Source organism: Flavobacterium sp. (assembly GCF_029945805.1).
Lineage (GTDB): Bacteria > Bacteroidota > Bacteroidia > Flavobacteriales > Flavobacteriaceae > Flavobacterium.
On sequence record NZ_JAQSDH010000035.1, the window covers coordinates 134,421 to 151,700 of the forward strand.

A 17,280-nucleotide genomic window follows, 5' to 3' on the forward strand; every position below is an offset into this window, starting at 1 on the left:
ATGGCAAAAAAATATTTTGTTTCTTATAAATACAAGGATGATAAAGTACAAAAATTAAAAGACTTTTTCTACGAAGAAGTAAACGTTACTATGCAGTTCATCTACAGAAATACCAGAGTTCGAGATTATGTAGATTTATTGCAAAATAAAATTGGAAGTGATCATATTAATCTTGGTGAAAGAGACGGTGAAAGTTTAGAAGATTTCTTAGACCACGAAATTGAATCCGAATTAAAGAGAAGAATTCGACAGTGTAGCGTAACAATTGTTATGATTTCAAAAGGAATGAAATTAACTACTAAAACTCAAAAGGAACAATGGATTCCTTGGGAAATCTCATACTCTTTGCGAACTGTTCCAACTGGAGGAAATACAAAACAAATGAATGCTGTTTTGGGTGTTGTTTTACCTGACGAAACTGGAACTTATGATTGGTATTATTCTTCTAATCCAAACTGTAATAGTGTAACTCACCATACCAATTTACTATTTAAAATCCTAAGCACTAATATGTTCAACTTATGGGAGAAAAAAACTCGTGAATGTAATGGTTCAATAATTACGATATCTGATGAGCCTTCATTCATAAAAACTGTAAAATGGAGTGATTTTATGTTTAATGATAATTACAATTTTTACATTGATGAAGCTATCAAAATTAAAGATAACATGGCATTATATGATTATAAAATTAATTTAGAGTAAAAAAATGGCAAAATATAGCGTACATCAACAGCCCGTAGAAACTTTATTGAGTTGGATAAAATCTGGCGATATTGCCATACCTGAAATTCAGCGCCCGTTTGTTTGGAATGGTGCCAAAGTAAGAGATTTAATAGATTCTTTATATCAGGGATATCCTGTGGGGTATATCATTACTTGGCGTAATCCTGATGTAAAATTAAAAAACGGAGAACTATCGGCTGGAAAAAAAGTATTAATCGATGGGCAACAACGTATCACTGCCTTAACGGCTGCCATTGTTGGGCAAAGGGTTTTAGATAAAAATTATAAAGAAATCAACATCCGAATTGCTTTCAACCCGTTGGAAGAAAAATTTGATGTACTCAATAAAGCTTATGAAAAAAGCCCGGAATGGATAGACAATATTAACCCTATTGTAAATGATGAGATTTCTATATCTAAAGCTATTCGGAAGTATTGCAAGGACAATCCTGATGCCAATGAAGATTTGGTAGAGGAACGCATAGAAAACCTAAAACGCATTAAGACCAAGCAAGTTGGAATTATTGAGTTAGATGCTAGTTTAGATATTGATACCGTTACCGAAATTTTTATTCGTATCAATCAAAAAGGAGTGGTTTTGAGTAATGCCGATTTTGTAATGTCTAAAATTGCTTCCGATGAAAATCATGGCGGTAATAAAATGCGTAAAATGATTGATTATTTCTGTCGTTTAATTGTAGACAAAGGATTTATAAAACACATTCAAGACAATGATACTGCTTTTACTCAAACGGATTATTATAAAGCCATTAAATGGATGGCGACTGGAAGCGATGATTTGTATGTTCCAGATTATATCGACATGCTTCGGGTTGCTTTTACATTTAAATTTAGCAGAGGTAAGTTTAGTGATTTAGTAGCACTATTATCCGGGCGAAATTTTGAAACTAGAAGTTATGAAGATGTTATTGCTGAAGCGAGTTATGCTAAATTATCAGAAGGATTGGAGGCGTTTGTCAATCAAACCAACTATCAACGTTTTTTAATGATTATTAAATCGACAGGTTTGATAAGTAAGAAATTGATTTCCTCTCAAAACAGTCTTAATTTTGCTTATGCCTTGTATTTAAAATTACGAGAAGATGGCATGGGAGAATCTGAAGTACAAGGATTTGTTAAGCGTTGGATGGTTATGAGTATGTTTATCGGTCGCTATTCGGGTTCTGCTGAATCGCGAATTGATGAGGATGTTAAGCAAATCAATGAAAAAGGAATCCAATTGTATTTGAAACAAATGGAGCAAGCAAATTTAGGAGAAGGATTTTGGGATTTTGGAATCATAAATGATTTAGAAACTTCAAGTGTAAACAACAATGCTTATAATTTATATTTGGCAGCACAAATAAATGCTAGTGCTAATGCATTTTTATCTAAAAGCATGAAAATTAGTAGTCTTATTGAGCAACGAGGCGATGTGCATCATATCTTTCCTAAGAAGTATTTAATGAATAACGGCTATCCGCAAAAGGCCTATAATCAAGTTGCTAATTTTGTTTATACTGAACAAGCCACCAATATAAAAGTGGGAATGTTAACACCAGAGGCATACCTAAATAAGGTAAAAACTCAAATAGATGCAGGTACTAATGAAATAAGTACATTAGATAGTTTAAATGGGTTAAATGATAACTTAGTTGTAAACGATATTCCTGAAATTATTGAAACTGCAAGCCATTTAGAATACGAGACATTTTTAGAAAACCGTAGAAGATTAATGTCGACTAAGTTGAAGAGATATTACGAGGGATTATAATTAAAATATTAAGTTTTTGACCTCTAAAGTTTTTGAACAAAAAGGTTTAAAAGGATGAAGTTACTTAACTTTGATAAATCAAAGTTAAGTAACTTCACTGTAATAAACTAAATAAATTTTAATTTCACTTTTAAAAATGTCCAGTTTTTTATTAAATAAACTGGACAAAATAATATATTTGCAGTAAATTTTATCGTATGAAAACTACTGATTATATTGCGGTTACTATAGATAGACTTCCTAAAGGATATGTTTTCACCTATGCTGACTTTACTACAGAGGTGAATAAGAAAGAAGCAGTCATTAAAGCCTTGAACCGAATGGTGGTTTCGGGTAAGATTTCTAAACTTGCTAAAGGAAAATATTATAAACCTGAACAAACTGTTTTTGGCAACTTGGAACCTAATCAATATCAAGTTGTAAAAGACCTGCTAGAAGTTGATGGTAAGATAATAGGTTATCTTACCGGTTATAGTATTTATAATCAATTAGGACTTACTACTCAAGTGAGTAATACTATTCAGATTGCTAAAAATGAAATTCGTCCGGCACTAAAACGAGAACTCTATACTATTAAGTTTATCAAACAAAAGAATATAATCACCAAAGAGAATATAGCGTTGTTACAACTATTAGATGCTATTCGTTATGTCAAGAAAATACCCGATAGCAGTATAGCTTCGTGTTGCCTACGGTTTGTATCGATATTGAAAACATTATCGGAAAAAGACCTTTCGACTATAGTGCGGTTGTCGCAAAAATATCCGCCCGCTACACGAGCACTTTTGGGTGCATTACTTGAAGAAATGGGCGTTATGCAATTCCAGGAACTATTACAAAAAAACTTAAATCCAATTACAAAATATAAACTATCGGGAGTCCAATTGGTTTTAAAAGCTGCCGAAAAATGGAGTTTACTATGAAGTTACACGAAAATACAACACTATTTAGACAATCTATTGACTTTACAGCTCAACAGATGAAGATATTGCCTATTTATGTAGAAAAAGATTACTGGGTTACTTATGCACTTCATCTTATTTTTCATGATCCAATTGGAGCAGAAACTATATTTAAAGGAGGAACAGCATTGTCAAAATGTTTTGGTTTAATTGAACGGTTTTCTGAGGATATTGATTTGGTTGTTTTGAAAAGAGAGGGAGAAGGCGGAAATCAACTGAAAAACAAGTTGAAGAAAATCACCAATCTTGTTGGTACAAAATTGACGGAAGTTGATGAACCTGGAATTACACATAAAGTTGGTATGCTTCGTAAAATAGCCTATAGCTATCCCAAAAACTTTACGGGAAAATATGGACAAGTAAGAGAGAATATTATTGTAGAAGCCACATGGCTGGGACGATATGAACCTTTTCATAAAAACATTATTTCTTCCTATGTGTCTACAATGATGGAATCTACAGGTCAACACCTTCTTGCTGAAGAATATGGATTGTTGCCTTTTGAAGTTCAGGTATTACATGTAAACAGGACTATTTGTGAAAAAATAATGAGTTTGGTTCGATTTTCTTATGGTGAAAATCCAATAGTTGACCTACAGAACAAAATTCGCCATACCTATGATCTTCATCAGCTGTTGACAGTTCCTGCTATTCTAGAATTTTTTGAAAGCCCAGCTTTTGAAGAGATGCTACTAATTGTAGCAGAAGATGATGTTGAAAGTTTCAAAAACAATAATGAGTGGTTAAACTATCATCCCAAAGATGCTATAATATTCAGTGAAACTGCAGCAACATGGAAGTCATTAGAAACAACTTATACCAATGAATTTGGGAATCTTGTTTATGGCAAATTACCGACAAGTGAAGAAGTATTGAACTCGCTTATAAAAATTAGAGACCGAATAAAAGGTATATCATGGAATATTGTAATCCCTAAAAAGGAAGAAACAAAATGAAATTTACAGAAGCACAATTAGAACAAGCCTTTATTAGTTTGCTCCAAGAAGAGGAAATGACTCATCTTTTGGGTGGCAACATTCGTAAAGCTGAGTTTCAAGGCGTATCGGAACCACCGACTACTTACGGTCATATTGCCAGTGAAAAGGTTTTAATTACCGATGATTTGAAGCAGTATTTGCGCCAGCAGTATGCCTCTGAAAATATCACCGAAAATGAGATAGATTCTATACTTAGGGATTTGGAACGACTGCCTTCTTCTGACTTGTATGAGAGCAACAAAACCATAATGAAGATGGTTAGTGATGGCTTTTTACTAAAGCGAGAAGACCGCAACCAAAAGGATATTTATATTCAGCTGATTGATTATACCTTAGCAGACAATAACACCTATAAAATAGTCAACCAATTGGCTATTAAAGGGTATGAAATGCGCATACCTGATTTGATTTTATATATCAACGGACTGCCTTTGGTGGTGTTTGAATTTAAAACTGCTATTCAGGAAAATACAACCATACACGATGCTTATGTGCAATTGACTACACGGTACAAGAGAGATATTCCGGAATTGTTTAAGTACAATGCCTTTTGTGTGATTAGTGATGGCGTGAATACGAAAGCTGGTTCTTTCTTTGCGCCGTATGAGTTTTTTTATGCCTGGAGAAAGATTGAAGGCATGGTTACCGAAGTTGACGGTATTGATGCGATGTTCACTTTAATTCAAGGGATGTTCAATCGCAACCGCTTGCGCGATATTATTCATAATTTCATTTACTTACCCGATAGCTCTAAGAAAAACGAAAAGATTGTTTGTCGTTATCCTCAATATTATGCTGCAAACAAATTGTTTCAAAATATAAAATTGCACCAGCGACCTGATGGCGATGGTAAAGGCGGTACTTATTTTGGAACCACAGGTTGCGGAAAAAGTTATACGATGTTGTACTTGAGTCGGTTGTTGATGAAGAGTACTTATTTTGGCAGTCCAACGATTATTCTAATTACAGACAGAACCGATTTGGACGACCAGCTTTCGGGTCAATTTACCAATGCTAAGGGATTTGTAGGTGATGAAACGATTATTAGTGTTGAAAGTAGAAGTCATTTGCGCGAATTGCTTCAAGGCAGAAATAGCGGTGGTGTGTTTTTGACCACCATTCACAAATTTACAGAAGACACCAAACTATTAACCGATAGAACCAATGTGATTTGCATTTCGGATGAGGCGCACCGTAGCCAAACCAATTTAGATCAAAAAGTAAAAGTTACTGAAAAAGGAGTTACTAAAACGTATGGTTTTGCCAAGTATTTACATGACTCATTACCTAACGCTTCTTATGTTGGTTTTACAGGAACACCTATTGATGCAACTATCGATGTGTTTGGCGATATCGTTGATGCTTACACCATGACAGAATCTGTAAAAGACGAAATCACTGTTCGTATCGTATATGAAGGTCGTGCCGCTAAAGTATTATTGAATAATAGTAAGTTGCAAGAAATAGAGGCGTACTACAACCAATGTGCTGAGGAAGGCAGTAATGAGCATCAGATAGAAGAGAGTAAAAAAGCGATGGCACAAATGAACGCCATTATTGGAGACCCAAAACGATTGAAAGATTTGGCTGCTGATTTTGTACGTCATTATGAAAATAGAATTGCTGAAGGTGCGACGGTAAAAGGTAAAGCAATGTTTGTATGTAGTAGTCGACCGATTGCTTATGAGTTGTATAAAAATGTATTGGAGTTACGTCCTGAATGGGGTAAAGAAAAAATATGTGCTGAAGGAGTTGTATTGACTGAAAAAGAGAAAAAGGAAATCAAACCCATGGAACAAATTAAAATGGTAATGACCCGAGGGAAAGATGACCCAGAGGATCTTTATTATTTGCTTGGAACCAAGGATGACCGAAAAGAATTGGACCGCCAATTTAAAAATGAGAAATCGAATTTCAAAATTGCCATTGTTGTAGATATGTGGCTTACCGGTTTTGATGTGCCATTCTTAGACACGATGTATATTGACAAACCTATACAACGACATAATTTAATTCAGACTATTTCGCGCGTAAATAGAAAATATGAAGGAAAAGATAAAGGTTTGGTTGTGGATTACATCGGTATCAAAAAACAAATGAATTTGGCATTAGCCCATTACAACAAAACGGATACTGATAACTTTGAAGATATTGAGCAATCTATTATTGTGGTAAAAGACCAGTTGGATTTGTTGCATAAGTTGTTTCATAAATTTGATACTAGTGCTTACTTCAAAGGAACACCATTGGAGCAGTTGCATGCTTTGAATAAAGGAGCCGAATATGCACAAATTACACAAGACATTGAAAAACGTTTTATGTATATCGTAAAGCGATTAAAAACCGCCTACGATATTTGTTCCGGAAGTGATGCCTTTAAGCCACATGACCGCGATGAAATTCATTTCTTTTTGGCTGTACGTTCCATTGTATTTAAACTTACTAAAGGCGTTGCACCTGATACCGCTCAAATGAATAATCGTGTCAAACAAATGATACAGGAAGCTATTGAAAGCGAAGGTGTGGAAGAGATTTTTAAATTGGGTGAAGAAGGTGCTACTGAAGTTGATATTTTCTCGGATGATTATTTGGCTAAATTGGACAAAATCAAATTGCCTAATACTAAAATTAAGCTGCTTCAAAAGTTATTGGCTAAAGCCATTGAAGATATTAAGAAAATCAATAAAATAACTGGTGTTGATTTCTCTAAACGATTGCAATTAATTGTTGACAAATATAATGAACGCAAAGAAGGTGACGTGCTGAGAAGTGAAGTATTGGAAGAGTTTACCGATGAGATTATTGATTTGAATTTTCTCTAAAAAAGGAAAAAGATTCTTTTAAAGATTTAGGGATTGATATAGAAGAAAAAGCATTTTATGATATTTTAAAAGCTTTAGCCATCAAATATGATTTTGTTTATCCAGAAGATAAGCTTATTGGGCTGGCTAAAAAGGTTAAAGAAGTTGTTGATGACAAAGCCAAATATACTGACTGGAGTAAACGTGATGATATTAAAGCCGAATTGAAAGTAGGTTTGATTATTTTATTGGCAGATAATGATTATCCTCCTGTGGATAGAGATGAGGTTTATAAAGAGATTTTTGAACAAGCTGAGAATTTTAAAAAATATCAAAAATAAGTAATCATGTCCGACCAGGCGAAATTTCAAAAAATGCTCGAGGTTTTATTGTTACTGGATTGTCAATATGGGCGAACCATAGCAGAACTATCGGAACGATTTGAAATTTCACAACGAACCGTTTATCGTTATTTGGACACTTTTAAGCACGTTGGTTTTGTTATTGAAAATAATAATGGTTATTTCAAAATCGATAAAGAGAATACTACTGTTCAAGAAATTAGTCATTTGTTGCATTTTTCTGAAGAAGAAGCTTTTATTCTAAGTAAAGCCATTCATAGTATTGACGATACAGATGCACTAAAAAATAAACTTGTTAGAAAATTATATAGTTTGTATGATTTTGACCGAGTTATTCATGCCATTGCCAAGAAAGAGGAAAGTGAAAATATCTACACTTTACTCCAAGCCATAAAACAGCAAAAGCAAGTTGTTTTACAATCTTACAAATCAGGGAACAGTAAAAACATACGCGATAGAATTGTAGAGCCTATCGATTTTACAATAAATTATACTGGAGTATGGTGTTTTGATGTTGAGGACGGTTTAAATAAAGTTTTTAAAACTTCCAGAATTAAAAATGTTTCCCTACTGGAACAAGTATGGAAACATAAACCCCAACATAAAAAAGGTATTATAGATATTTTTAGAATTCAAAGTTTTGAACCTATTTCTGTCCAATTAGAATTGAGTTTGGTTGCTTATAATTTGATTGTTGAAGAATATCCTCTGTCCGAAAAATACATAACTAAAGTTACCGATACATTGTATCAATTGGATTGTGAGGTTGGCAATTTTTTAGGGGTTGGACGTTTTGTACTCGGTTTGCCTGGTGAGGTAAAAATTATAGGACCTCAAGCATTAAAGGATTATGCACAAGAACGATTGAAGGATACTTTTATTTAAATTAACTAATTGAAATATTCTGGATTGCAATAGCCATAATTAAGTCGATTTTTTGGGTTGAGTTTAGAAGATTTTTGATGGTTTGTTTGTGGTCTTAAAACCATTTCCAGAAGTTTCTGATGGATTTCATATTAATTTTTTTAGGTTCCCGCTTTCGCGGGAATTTTTGTTAGCGTTTATCTTTTGTTTCTTTATCAAATGCAATGAGGTTAAGCATATTGCGAAGCCGTGAGCGAATACGGTTGCCATAGATTGTTTCTATTTCTGAAGCTGAAAGATTACTGGTTATGTGGGTTATGGATTTGTTATCTATAAAATGTTCATAGCGACTGATGAGAATTTCAGCCATGACGTTGCAGTCATTTCCAAAATGTTTTATTTGTTGCTCTGCACCAACATCGTCAAAACAATATCCATGAAGTCTGCTATTATTATTTAATTTTTGAGTGTATGGCTGTAAAGCTTCATATCCTCTTTTTGCAAACTCGAATGAAATTTCTCGACATGTTTTTATTTTGTAGTCAGTGGCTGGTATAGCAAATGGTCGGATGAGGTGCATTATTGATGTTTTGCCGCAGCCAATAGGTCCCGATAATAAAATTCCTTTTGATAAATCGATTTGCAGTTTTGCTGCTTCACTTTTGTCTTTGATCATGTAGATTAATAGCTTGTAAAAAATAGGGCAATCGACTTCATTTATTTTGAATGATTGACCGTATTGTGCTTTACCATGATAATGGATATAAGACAAGCATTTATTAAAATCATAGATTTTGTCATTGCCTTCAATGGTATAGGTATCAGTGATGAATTTACAATGGTTCTCCATAGTTTTTGTGAGTTAGAGTGTGCAGATGATTTGGTTGAGGTGAACTTGATTTGGGTTGGAATTTATTTTGGTTCATTATCCAGTTTCGTGCAGAAGCTTTCCAGTCTTTCATTTTGGTTTTACCTCCGACTAACCAACCGATACTGGAGTAATAGTTGAAAAACTTGTTGGCTTCGGTTTCAGAACTTTCTTTAAAAGCGAAATATTCCAATATCATTTCAATAGATGGTGTGTTTCCGTTATTATTTATTTCTTCTTTTTTGACGCAACTTTTTTCTTCTTGAATTTCTTTCAGAGCTTTATTTGAATTTTCAGCATTTAAATTTTCGAATTTGTCATCTATATTATTGTTTATATTGTTTGTATATGTTTTATTATTATCTATATATACCTGTTCATTAACCTGTTCAATAGGCTGTATATTTTTTAGCTTAGTTTTATTTTGAACGGGTTGAACGTTTTGTTTGTATTTATTATCTGCTTTTAAATTGCTGTTTTTAAAGCTGTTGTCACAATTGACTTGTTCAAGAACTTGTTCCATTGCTGAATGGGTTAAATTTTCAATAGATTTATTTTTTGGACTAGTAAAGGGTTCAAATTTTGGTCTAGTAGTTAACACATCAGAGAAGTTTACCATATTTACATTAGAACAGGAATGTGGGTTGAATGTTGGCATATACTCCATAAAACCAAGTGCTTCTAATTCTTTCATACATTTATGATAGGTTGCTTTAGAATTTATTTTGCTGGCTTTCATAATTTCTTCACGTGAAATACCAGTAGGATTTTTGAACCTGTTCACGTTCCAACATTGAAATAGTGCCAAATAGAGCGAGATGTGAGTGGGGTTAATGGAATTTTCATTATTGATTTTATTAAAAAAGCCGGTGAGGTGTTTTATGTAGTTCATTGTCTGTGTATTAAGATGTTTGTATTAAGTATTAAGACTTTTATTTTGCAGTCGCAAACTTCACAAGAGCCGTTGCAATTGTTATCGGTTGTTTTCATCTTATTTATCGAGTAATTTCTTTAAATCATCGTACTTGTAGTAAAGGATGCCACCGACACGATTGAAGTTTAAGGTTCCATTAATGCGAAGGTTTTGCAAAGTGCCTGGAGAAATTTTGAGGAGTTTTCGAACTTCGGAAGATTTGAGCCATTGTGTAGGTTCTTCTGCTGCTGGTTTACCTGATTGAATTTCGTGAAGTAGTGCATTGCCAAAATTGAGTAAGTCTCTTTTTGTTACTACTTGGTGGTTTAACAATTCGATGTTGTCGATTTCCGGAAAGAGTTTTTTTGGATGTAAGTTCATAATGAAAGTGTTTGATTTGTTATGAGACAAATTACTTTCATTTGATTGTTTTTTAAACCCAAGGTGAACCCAAGTTGGGTTGTTTTTTGTTCAAAAAAGTTTATAATCCCATTGATTTTGGAGTTTACTTTTTAAACTTTAACATAAATGGTCAATTTCTCCGTTTTTAATTTGTTGGAAGTCGCAACGGAAAATATGGGCTTGTGGAAGGATACCCAAGTAGAACCCAAGTTGGGTTCTAAATTCGTACAAAAAGAATTGTACAGATAAAAAAACCAAGTTGAAAACTTGGTTATGAAAGTTTAATAATCTTCTCCTCTAAATTTATTGTTTGCTACCTCAGCAAGATTTTGAAGAAATATTGCATTAACAGGATATCGCTTTTTAATGTCTTGCAGGCATCGATAAAGTGCTTTATCATCTAAATCAATATTAAAAGCTACACATAGCCCTCGAGCAATTTCTTTTATGTCAATGTTACCACCATTCAACATTTTTTTATAGTACAAACCATATATTAGCTCTGCTAATTCCATTTTTGTACCTGTCCAAGTAATTTTGCTTATAGTTGGGTTGTATTTTGCTGTGATGTTCCCATTTAACTCATCCAGCTTGTTTTCTAAATAACTAGTGAACATATCATTTGCTATAATGATAGCTACATTGAAATCGTGAGAAGTGCAAAGCTTGGAATCAAAGTTAATCAAGCAACAATCGTCCCTAACAATATCTTTGTAGCTGCGGCGTACAAAAAGGTCTTTATCTTTGATGGTTGTTTTCGAACGGTAGTATTGATAAAATTCTCTATTGCATACAACATATTGATGAATGTCAGATAGCAATTCTTCATAATGCTTTTTTTTGTTTTTTTTGCTTGGTGGTAATGAGGTTTCTAATTTCAATAACTCTTTATAAAAAAGTAGTTTTGAAACCATTCTTGGTTTTAATTCTTTGAAAAAATAGATTTCTTCTTGTAGAGTTTTAAAAACGTGTTTTTTTAGCCATTTGAATAACTCCTTCAATTTTTTTTCTATGTAGTGAATAATATCTAAAGAAACGGTCAAAACGTCATCTGATGCATTTTTCAGCACTTCGTATTCTCTTTCAAATTCGTTAAAATAGTTGATGTGATTGAATTCCATAAAAAACAAAATGGTTTAAACTGATAGTATCAAAATAAACCATTTTGTATTAATATAATGCCATACTATTTGGTAAAAAGTTATTAACACGGCTGAGCCTAGAGATTCCCTGACTTTTTTAAATTTTGCGGTTTTGAAGCAAATTTTGATTTTAAAATCATCATGTCCTCGCTAATTTTCTTATCTAAGATTTTAGCATAATGCTGGGTTGTTTTAAGGCTGGTGTGCCCCAACATTTTGCTTACTGTTTCTAAAGGAACTCCATTGGAAAGTGTTATAGTAGTAGCAAAAGTATGACGGGCAATATGAAAGGTCAATTCCTTTTTGATTTCGCATACATCTGCAATCTCCTTAAGATAAGCGTTCATTTTTTGATTACTTAAAATTGGTAAAAGTCGTTTCTCGTTTTTGCAAACTGGATGTTCTGCGTATTTATCGATGATGTATTTTGCGGTCGGTAATAATGGAATTTTGGATGCTGTATCGGTTTTTTGTCGGTTTTTAAAAATCCATTTATCGCCATCTATTCCCAACGAAATATTGTCAAGCGTTAATTGTTTCACATCTATATACGCTAAGCCTGTAAAGCAGCTGAAAACGAATATATCACGAACTAGTTCCAATCTCTCGGAAACAAATTCTTTGTTCATCATTTGTTCTATTTCGACTTCCGAAAGGAACTCCCGAACAACTTCTTTGACTTTCGCTTTGTAATTGACGAAAGGATCTTTGTTCAGCCAGCCATTGGCCAAGCATTGGTTGATAATCTTGTGGAAATTCTTGATGTATTTGACAGCGGTGTTATTGGCACATTTTCGTACGCTGCGTAAGTAGAATTCATATTCGGTGATAAAGGAATGGTCTATCTTCTCGATATTGATGTCCGTAATATTGTATTTCCAAGAAATAAAATCTTTGGTATGTTTCAACGAAGTTTCATAGCGTTCCAATGTTCCAGCTGCATATTCCTGTCCAACCAGTTCTTTGATTTTACGATTGTGTTCCTGAAAGATTGGAACTAACATTCGTTCGCGTTCTTTTTTACCAGTCAACTCATTTTTGAAGGATTCAAAGTTTACTGGGATGTCTTTTTTGATTAAATTTTTCTCCAGGTTTAAAATCTTTGATTTTAAATTGTCAAGATGTCCATTGATTGAACGAGCTTCCTCCGAAGTTCCTCTCATTTTAGACATTTCAGAATGCCATTTGTCGGGATCAACAAATTTGCCAGTACTATTGTCTAGTCTTCTGCCGTTGATGGTAATTCGTTGGAAAATGGGAACTAAACCTTGAGCGTTGACTTTGAATCTTTTTAAATAAAAAAGGATTGAAATTGGATTGTCCATAATTGGTAACCTTTAAGTTAATAGAAATTTAGAAAAACTATCAACACAAAACAAGATGTTCAATGAATGAACCCCTTGTTTTAAAAGGGTTTACACAGGTAGGGGCACAATGATTTTTATTTTTTAAAGTGCCCCGAATTGTACCCCTTTAGAATGAGAAACTATGAATAATTTGGATAGGGAGTAAATTAAAAAACCCTCTAAATCATACGATTTAAAGGGTTTTGGTAGGTTTTTTGAAATAACCAGCGGAGAAAGAGGGATTCGAACCCCCGGACCTGTGACAGTCAACAGTTTTCAAGACTGCCGCATTCGACCGCTCTGCCATTTCTCCAGTTTGAGCGTGCGCAATTTGTTCTTGCGAGTGCAAATATAGTAACCTTTTTCATTTTGCAAAAAGATTTGAACTAAAATATGCAGTTATTTTTTTGTTTTTTGTTTCACTAACTGCATTTTACTATACAAATTTGGTGTCATTTTTAATAAGGTACATACTCACTAATCTCTAACCCGTATCCAATCATTCCCACCCGTTTGCTTTGCATACTATTGGAAATCAGCCGTATCTTCGAAATATCAATGTCGTGCAGTATCTGAGCACCAATTCCAAAATCCTTCACATCCATCTTGATTTGCGGCACTCTGTGGTTTCCTTCTGCTTGCAATTGCTTTAATTCGGTTAACCTGTTCAGCAAATCTGACGAATCTACGTCCTGATTAATAAACAAAATAGCTCCTTTTTCTTCTAAAATGATACGGTTGAAAACATCATCCAGTTTTTTGTCCATAGCCATCGCTAAAGTATTTAGAATGTCATTATTGGCTTGTGTTGAATTAACTCTTGTAAGTATAGCATCGCCCATGTTCCAACTACCTTTTGTTAAGGCCAAATGCACTTGCTTATTAGTAGTCTGCTGATACGCTCTTAAACGGAAGGTGCCAAAACGCGTTTCCATCTCAAAATCATCTTTCTTTACAATCAGACTGTCGTGTTGCATGCGGTAAGCCACCAAATCTTCTATAGAAACTAATTTCAGATTAAACTTCTTAGCCACTTCTACCAATTCGGGTAAACGTGCCATTGTGCCATCTTCATTCATAATCTCACAAATTACTCCGGCCGATTTGAATCCAGCCAATCGCGCAAAATCAATTGCGGCTTCTGTATGACCAGTTCTCCTTAAAACGCCTCCTTGTTTGGCTACCAATGGAAAAATATGACCAGGGCGCGCTAAATCATAAGGTTTTGTATCTTCATTTACTAAAGCTACTATTGTTTTTGATCGGTCTGCTGCCGAAATTCCGGTAGTAACGCCGTTTCCTTTTAAATCTACAGAAACCGTAAAAGCAGTTTCCATATGATCGGTATTGTTTTTTACCATCGAATGCAATTCTAATTCGAGGCAGCGTTTTTCGGTCAAAGGCGCGCAGATTAATCCTTTACCATGTGTAGCCATGAAATTGATCATTTCGGGTGTTACCTTATCGGCTGCAGCCAAAAAATCACCTTCATTTTCACGATCTTCATCATCTACTACAATGATAATTTTGCCTTGTCGAATGTCTTCGATGGCTTCTTCAATAGTGTTAAGCTTTATTTTCGTCGTGTCCATGAGACTGTTGTTGTGTTGTTTTTGATGAAATGTTTTTTAGAAAATCCCTATTGTAGAGATAGAATAAAATGTAAAAAGGAAAGCCGCCCAATAGTAATGTGATTATATTGATGTCGGCAGATGTGTTATATTGCGTAACTATTTTATATAAGGATTGCTGCGATTTAACTAAGAAAACAAAAAATACCAAAGCTAAAATGGTGCAACCTATCATCAGTAAGATACCTTCCAAAAGTCCGGATACCAATACAGAGAGTGAGAGTATGTTGAATATAAGCGCAATAATACTGAATTTTTTATAATCTGATTCTGCTGTTTCTAAAGCTATTTTATCAAATTTTTTTGGAACTTTTTTTACTGATGGAGTACTGCTGTTTTCCAGAGTTGGAGTAGGAGTATCGGCCCCTATACTTATTTGACTTTCCTGTGTTTCTGCTTTGTTAGAAGGTTTTACAAATGAATTGATATAGGGAATTTTACTGATTAAAAACATAGCCCAGCCGAAATCAAAACTAAACGCAAATCCTTTATCGTCGGTGGCTTTTTTGGTCAGAATTACTGCTAATGGCCCTAAAACAATTGTGGACATCCAACTCCCAAAAAAAGGTGATAATTCATCTTGTTGTGCTACTTTTTTACCAAATGTGTTAATGAAGTGGAAAATAATGAAAATTAAAATAGCGAATACAATGGGTAATCCCAAACCTCCTTTACGGATAATAGCTCCCAAAGGTGCACCAATAAAAAACATTAGTAAACAAGAAAAAGCAATGACGAATTTGTCATATAAAGCGATCCAATGTTGATTGATATTCTTTTGTTTGTCAACTAACTCATAGCGGGAAGTTTCAAAAGAAAAGTTAGCAGCATCGACGTTGCCACTTGCCACACGTAACATTTGGATTTTATCAGTATCAGAATAATTTTTTAAAATATCGTCACTAATAGCGGTCTTTGTAGTATCATATGGATTTCCTGAACTGGTCAATGAAGAGCGTTGGTTTACATTTTCGGCAATCGAAGCTATGTCTTTATTGAAGTTTTTCTGTAACGAATCCAACGTATAAGACAGTTCGCCAACGGTCAGCATGGTGTTGGTATTCGTAATTTGTTCTTCATTCATGTTGGCGCTGTTCAATTTAGATAAATCAATATTGATGACATATCTTTTGAAGGCGCTTTTAGCAAAAGGTACTTTAGTACGATCTTCAAATTTCTTCGGAATAATATCTTCATAATAGTTACCATCTTTAAGCACTAATTTCAAAATATTAGATTTTTCGCTACTAATTAATTCTCCGTTTTTTGCTTTAATAACCGTATTACTTCCTGCTCCAAGATTGGATAATTGGTGAATGGTAATTCCGCTTAGAAATTTACCGTTGTCACCTGATTTCTTTTCAACCTTAATATTATAAGTTCCAATTTGGCTGAATTGCCCTTCTGCTATAGCTAATGCTGGCTTTACTTGAGCAATATTTCTGCGGAAGTTAACAAACTTATATTCGGCAAACGGAATTACATTATTAGCAAATATAAAAGCTACAATACTTAAACCGGTGATGAAATAAATCAGACTTCGCATCGCGCGTTGCAATGAGATTCCGGATGACTTCATGGCGGCAAATTCATAGTTTTCTGCCAAACTTCCAAAAGTCATAATAGAAGCTAATAAAACGGAAAGTGGTAATACCAGCGGGATAATGCTTGGCATCTTGAAGAGTAAAAATTTCAGGATCATTACGATGTCCAAATCTTTACCAGTTAATTCAGAGATGAACAACCAGACAACTTGCAATACGAATATAAAAAATAGAATTACAAATACCGTAGCAAATGTAATAAGGAAGGATTTTAGTAAGTACTTATCAAGTATTTTCACCCGAGATTAATCTAGTTTATTGATGTAGTAATTTGGATATTTACTAGCGGCAAAGGTAAACTGATTTTTTGATAAAGGCTGATTGGTTTTAAAAGAATTAACAGTAAGTGTTGTTCTAGTACCATTTTTCCCCATTTCAATAACATTGAAGATGTTTTTAGTTTGAGAATCGATGCCTAATAATACTTCTTTTCGTTGGTCTTTAGCGTTGGTAGGAACCAATTTTATATACTGTATTTTTCGACCTTTAACATCTTGTAAAATATCCCAGCTGTATTTATAGCCAGAACTGAAAAAGGTAAGCATTTTAGAAGGTGTTATGGCTTTATCATCAGCATCATTAAGACTTGAGATGGTTACTTCCTCATCTTCTGGAACGATAGTGTAGCTTTTTTTACCATCGTAGATTTTAGTTACACCCATAAAATTCAACACATACTTATTGTCCTGAATAATTACATTTCCTTTACTTTCTTTATTGATATTTTCCTTACTATTGTTGAGCGTGTATTTGAAATCAATAGTAATATTGTCGTATGACTTAATCTTAGCAGTAACTTGGTCTAATAAATCTTTTGCTTTTTTATCTTGAGCAGTAGCACTTAGTGTCACTAAAAGTACGATAGCAATTGAAAATATTTTTTTCAT

13 protein-coding genes, 1 tRNA gene and 1 pseudogene are annotated in these 17,280 nt (G+C 33.8%); 6 read left to right on the forward strand and 9 right to left on the reverse strand.

Annotated elements, in window-relative coordinates; all coding sequences use genetic code 11:
• From PSU83_RS09065 to PSU83_RS09095, 6 genes and pseudogenes are all read left to right on the forward strand, one after another.
• A complete protein-coding gene (locus tag PSU83_RS09065; RefSeq protein ID WP_300589076.1) occupies positions 1-705 on the forward strand; it encodes a TIR domain-containing protein in 705 nt (234 codons plus the stop codon).
• A gap of 4 nt (positions 706-709) precedes the next feature.
• Positions 710-2,500, forward strand: a complete 1,791-nt coding sequence (locus PSU83_RS09070) for a DUF262 domain-containing protein (RefSeq protein WP_300589077.1) — start codon at positions 710-712, stop codon at positions 2,498-2,500.
• A gap of 197 nt (positions 2,501-2,697) precedes the next feature.
• Positions 2,698-3,423 carry a DUF6088 family protein gene (locus PSU83_RS09075; RefSeq protein WP_300589078.1) on the forward strand — a complete coding sequence of 242 codons (726 nt, stop codon included), beginning with the start codon at positions 2,698-2,700 and terminating at the stop codon, positions 3,421-3,423.
• Complete coding sequence (locus tag PSU83_RS09080) at positions 3,420-4,418, forward strand: nucleotidyl transferase AbiEii/AbiGii toxin family protein (RefSeq protein WP_300589079.1); 999 nt, start codon at positions 3,420-3,422, stop codon at positions 4,416-4,418. The genes PSU83_RS09075 and PSU83_RS09080 overlap by 4 nt, the downstream gene beginning before the upstream one ends.
• A pseudogene (locus PSU83_RS09085) lies at positions 4,415-7,602 on the forward strand (type I restriction endonuclease subunit R). Before PSU83_RS09080 ends, PSU83_RS09085 begins: the two are co-directional and overlap by 4 nt.
• 6 nt (positions 7,603-7,608) lie before the next feature.
• Positions 7,609-8,508, forward strand: coding sequence for a WYL domain-containing transcriptional regulator (locus PSU83_RS09095; protein ID WP_300589081.1), 900 nt, complete (start codon positions 7,609-7,611; stop codon positions 8,506-8,508).
• A 169-nt stretch (positions 8,509-8,677) separates the two neighbouring features.
• On the opposite strand, the gene PSU83_RS09100 is transcribed toward PSU83_RS09095, so the two are convergent.
• From PSU83_RS09100 to PSU83_RS09140, 9 genes are all read right to left on the reverse strand, one after another.
• Entirely contained in the window at positions 8,678-9,337 is a 660-nt protein-coding gene (locus tag PSU83_RS09100) for an ATPase (protein ID WP_300589082.1), read from the reverse strand.
• Complete coding sequence (locus PSU83_RS09105) at positions 9,321-10,049, reverse strand: hypothetical protein (protein WP_300589083.1); 729 nt, start codon at positions 10,047-10,049, stop codon at positions 9,321-9,323. Before PSU83_RS09105 ends, PSU83_RS09100 begins: the two co-directional genes overlap by 17 nt.
• A 297-nt stretch (positions 10,050-10,346) precedes the next feature.
• Entirely contained in the window at positions 10,347-10,649 is a 303-nt protein-coding gene (locus PSU83_RS09110; protein WP_300589084.1) for a helix-turn-helix domain-containing protein, read from the reverse strand.
• A gap of 302 nt (positions 10,650-10,951) precedes the next feature.
• Positions 10,952-11,791, reverse strand: coding sequence for an RteC domain-containing protein (locus PSU83_RS09115; RefSeq protein WP_300589085.1), 840 nt, complete (start codon positions 11,789-11,791; stop codon positions 10,952-10,954).
• A gap of 98 nt (positions 11,792-11,889) precedes the next feature.
• Positions 11,890-13,137, reverse strand: coding sequence for a site-specific integrase (locus PSU83_RS09120; RefSeq protein ID WP_300589086.1), 1,248 nt, complete (start codon positions 13,135-13,137; stop codon positions 11,890-11,892).
• 249 nt (positions 13,138-13,386) lie between these two features.
• Positions 13,387-13,471: transfer RNA gene (locus PSU83_RS09125), tRNA-Ser, on the reverse strand.
• A 145-nt stretch (positions 13,472-13,616) separates the two neighbouring features.
• On the reverse strand, positions 13,617-14,750 hold the full coding sequence (gene ribB, locus PSU83_RS09130) for a 3,4-dihydroxy-2-butanone-4-phosphate synthase (RefSeq protein ID WP_300589088.1): 1,134 nt from the start codon (positions 14,748-14,750) through the stop codon (positions 13,617-13,619).
• The gene (locus PSU83_RS09135; protein ID WP_363319884.1) at positions 14,725-16,632 is read right to left on the reverse strand and encodes an LptF/LptG family permease; all 1,908 of its coding nucleotides are present in this window, start codon (positions 16,630-16,632) and stop codon (positions 14,725-14,727) included. The genes ribB and PSU83_RS09135 overlap by 26 nt, the downstream gene beginning before the upstream one ends.
• A 6-nt stretch (positions 16,633-16,638) precedes the next feature.
• A complete protein-coding gene (locus PSU83_RS09140; RefSeq protein ID WP_300589089.1) occupies positions 16,639-17,280 on the reverse strand; it encodes an outer membrane lipoprotein carrier protein LolA in 642 nt (213 codons plus the stop codon).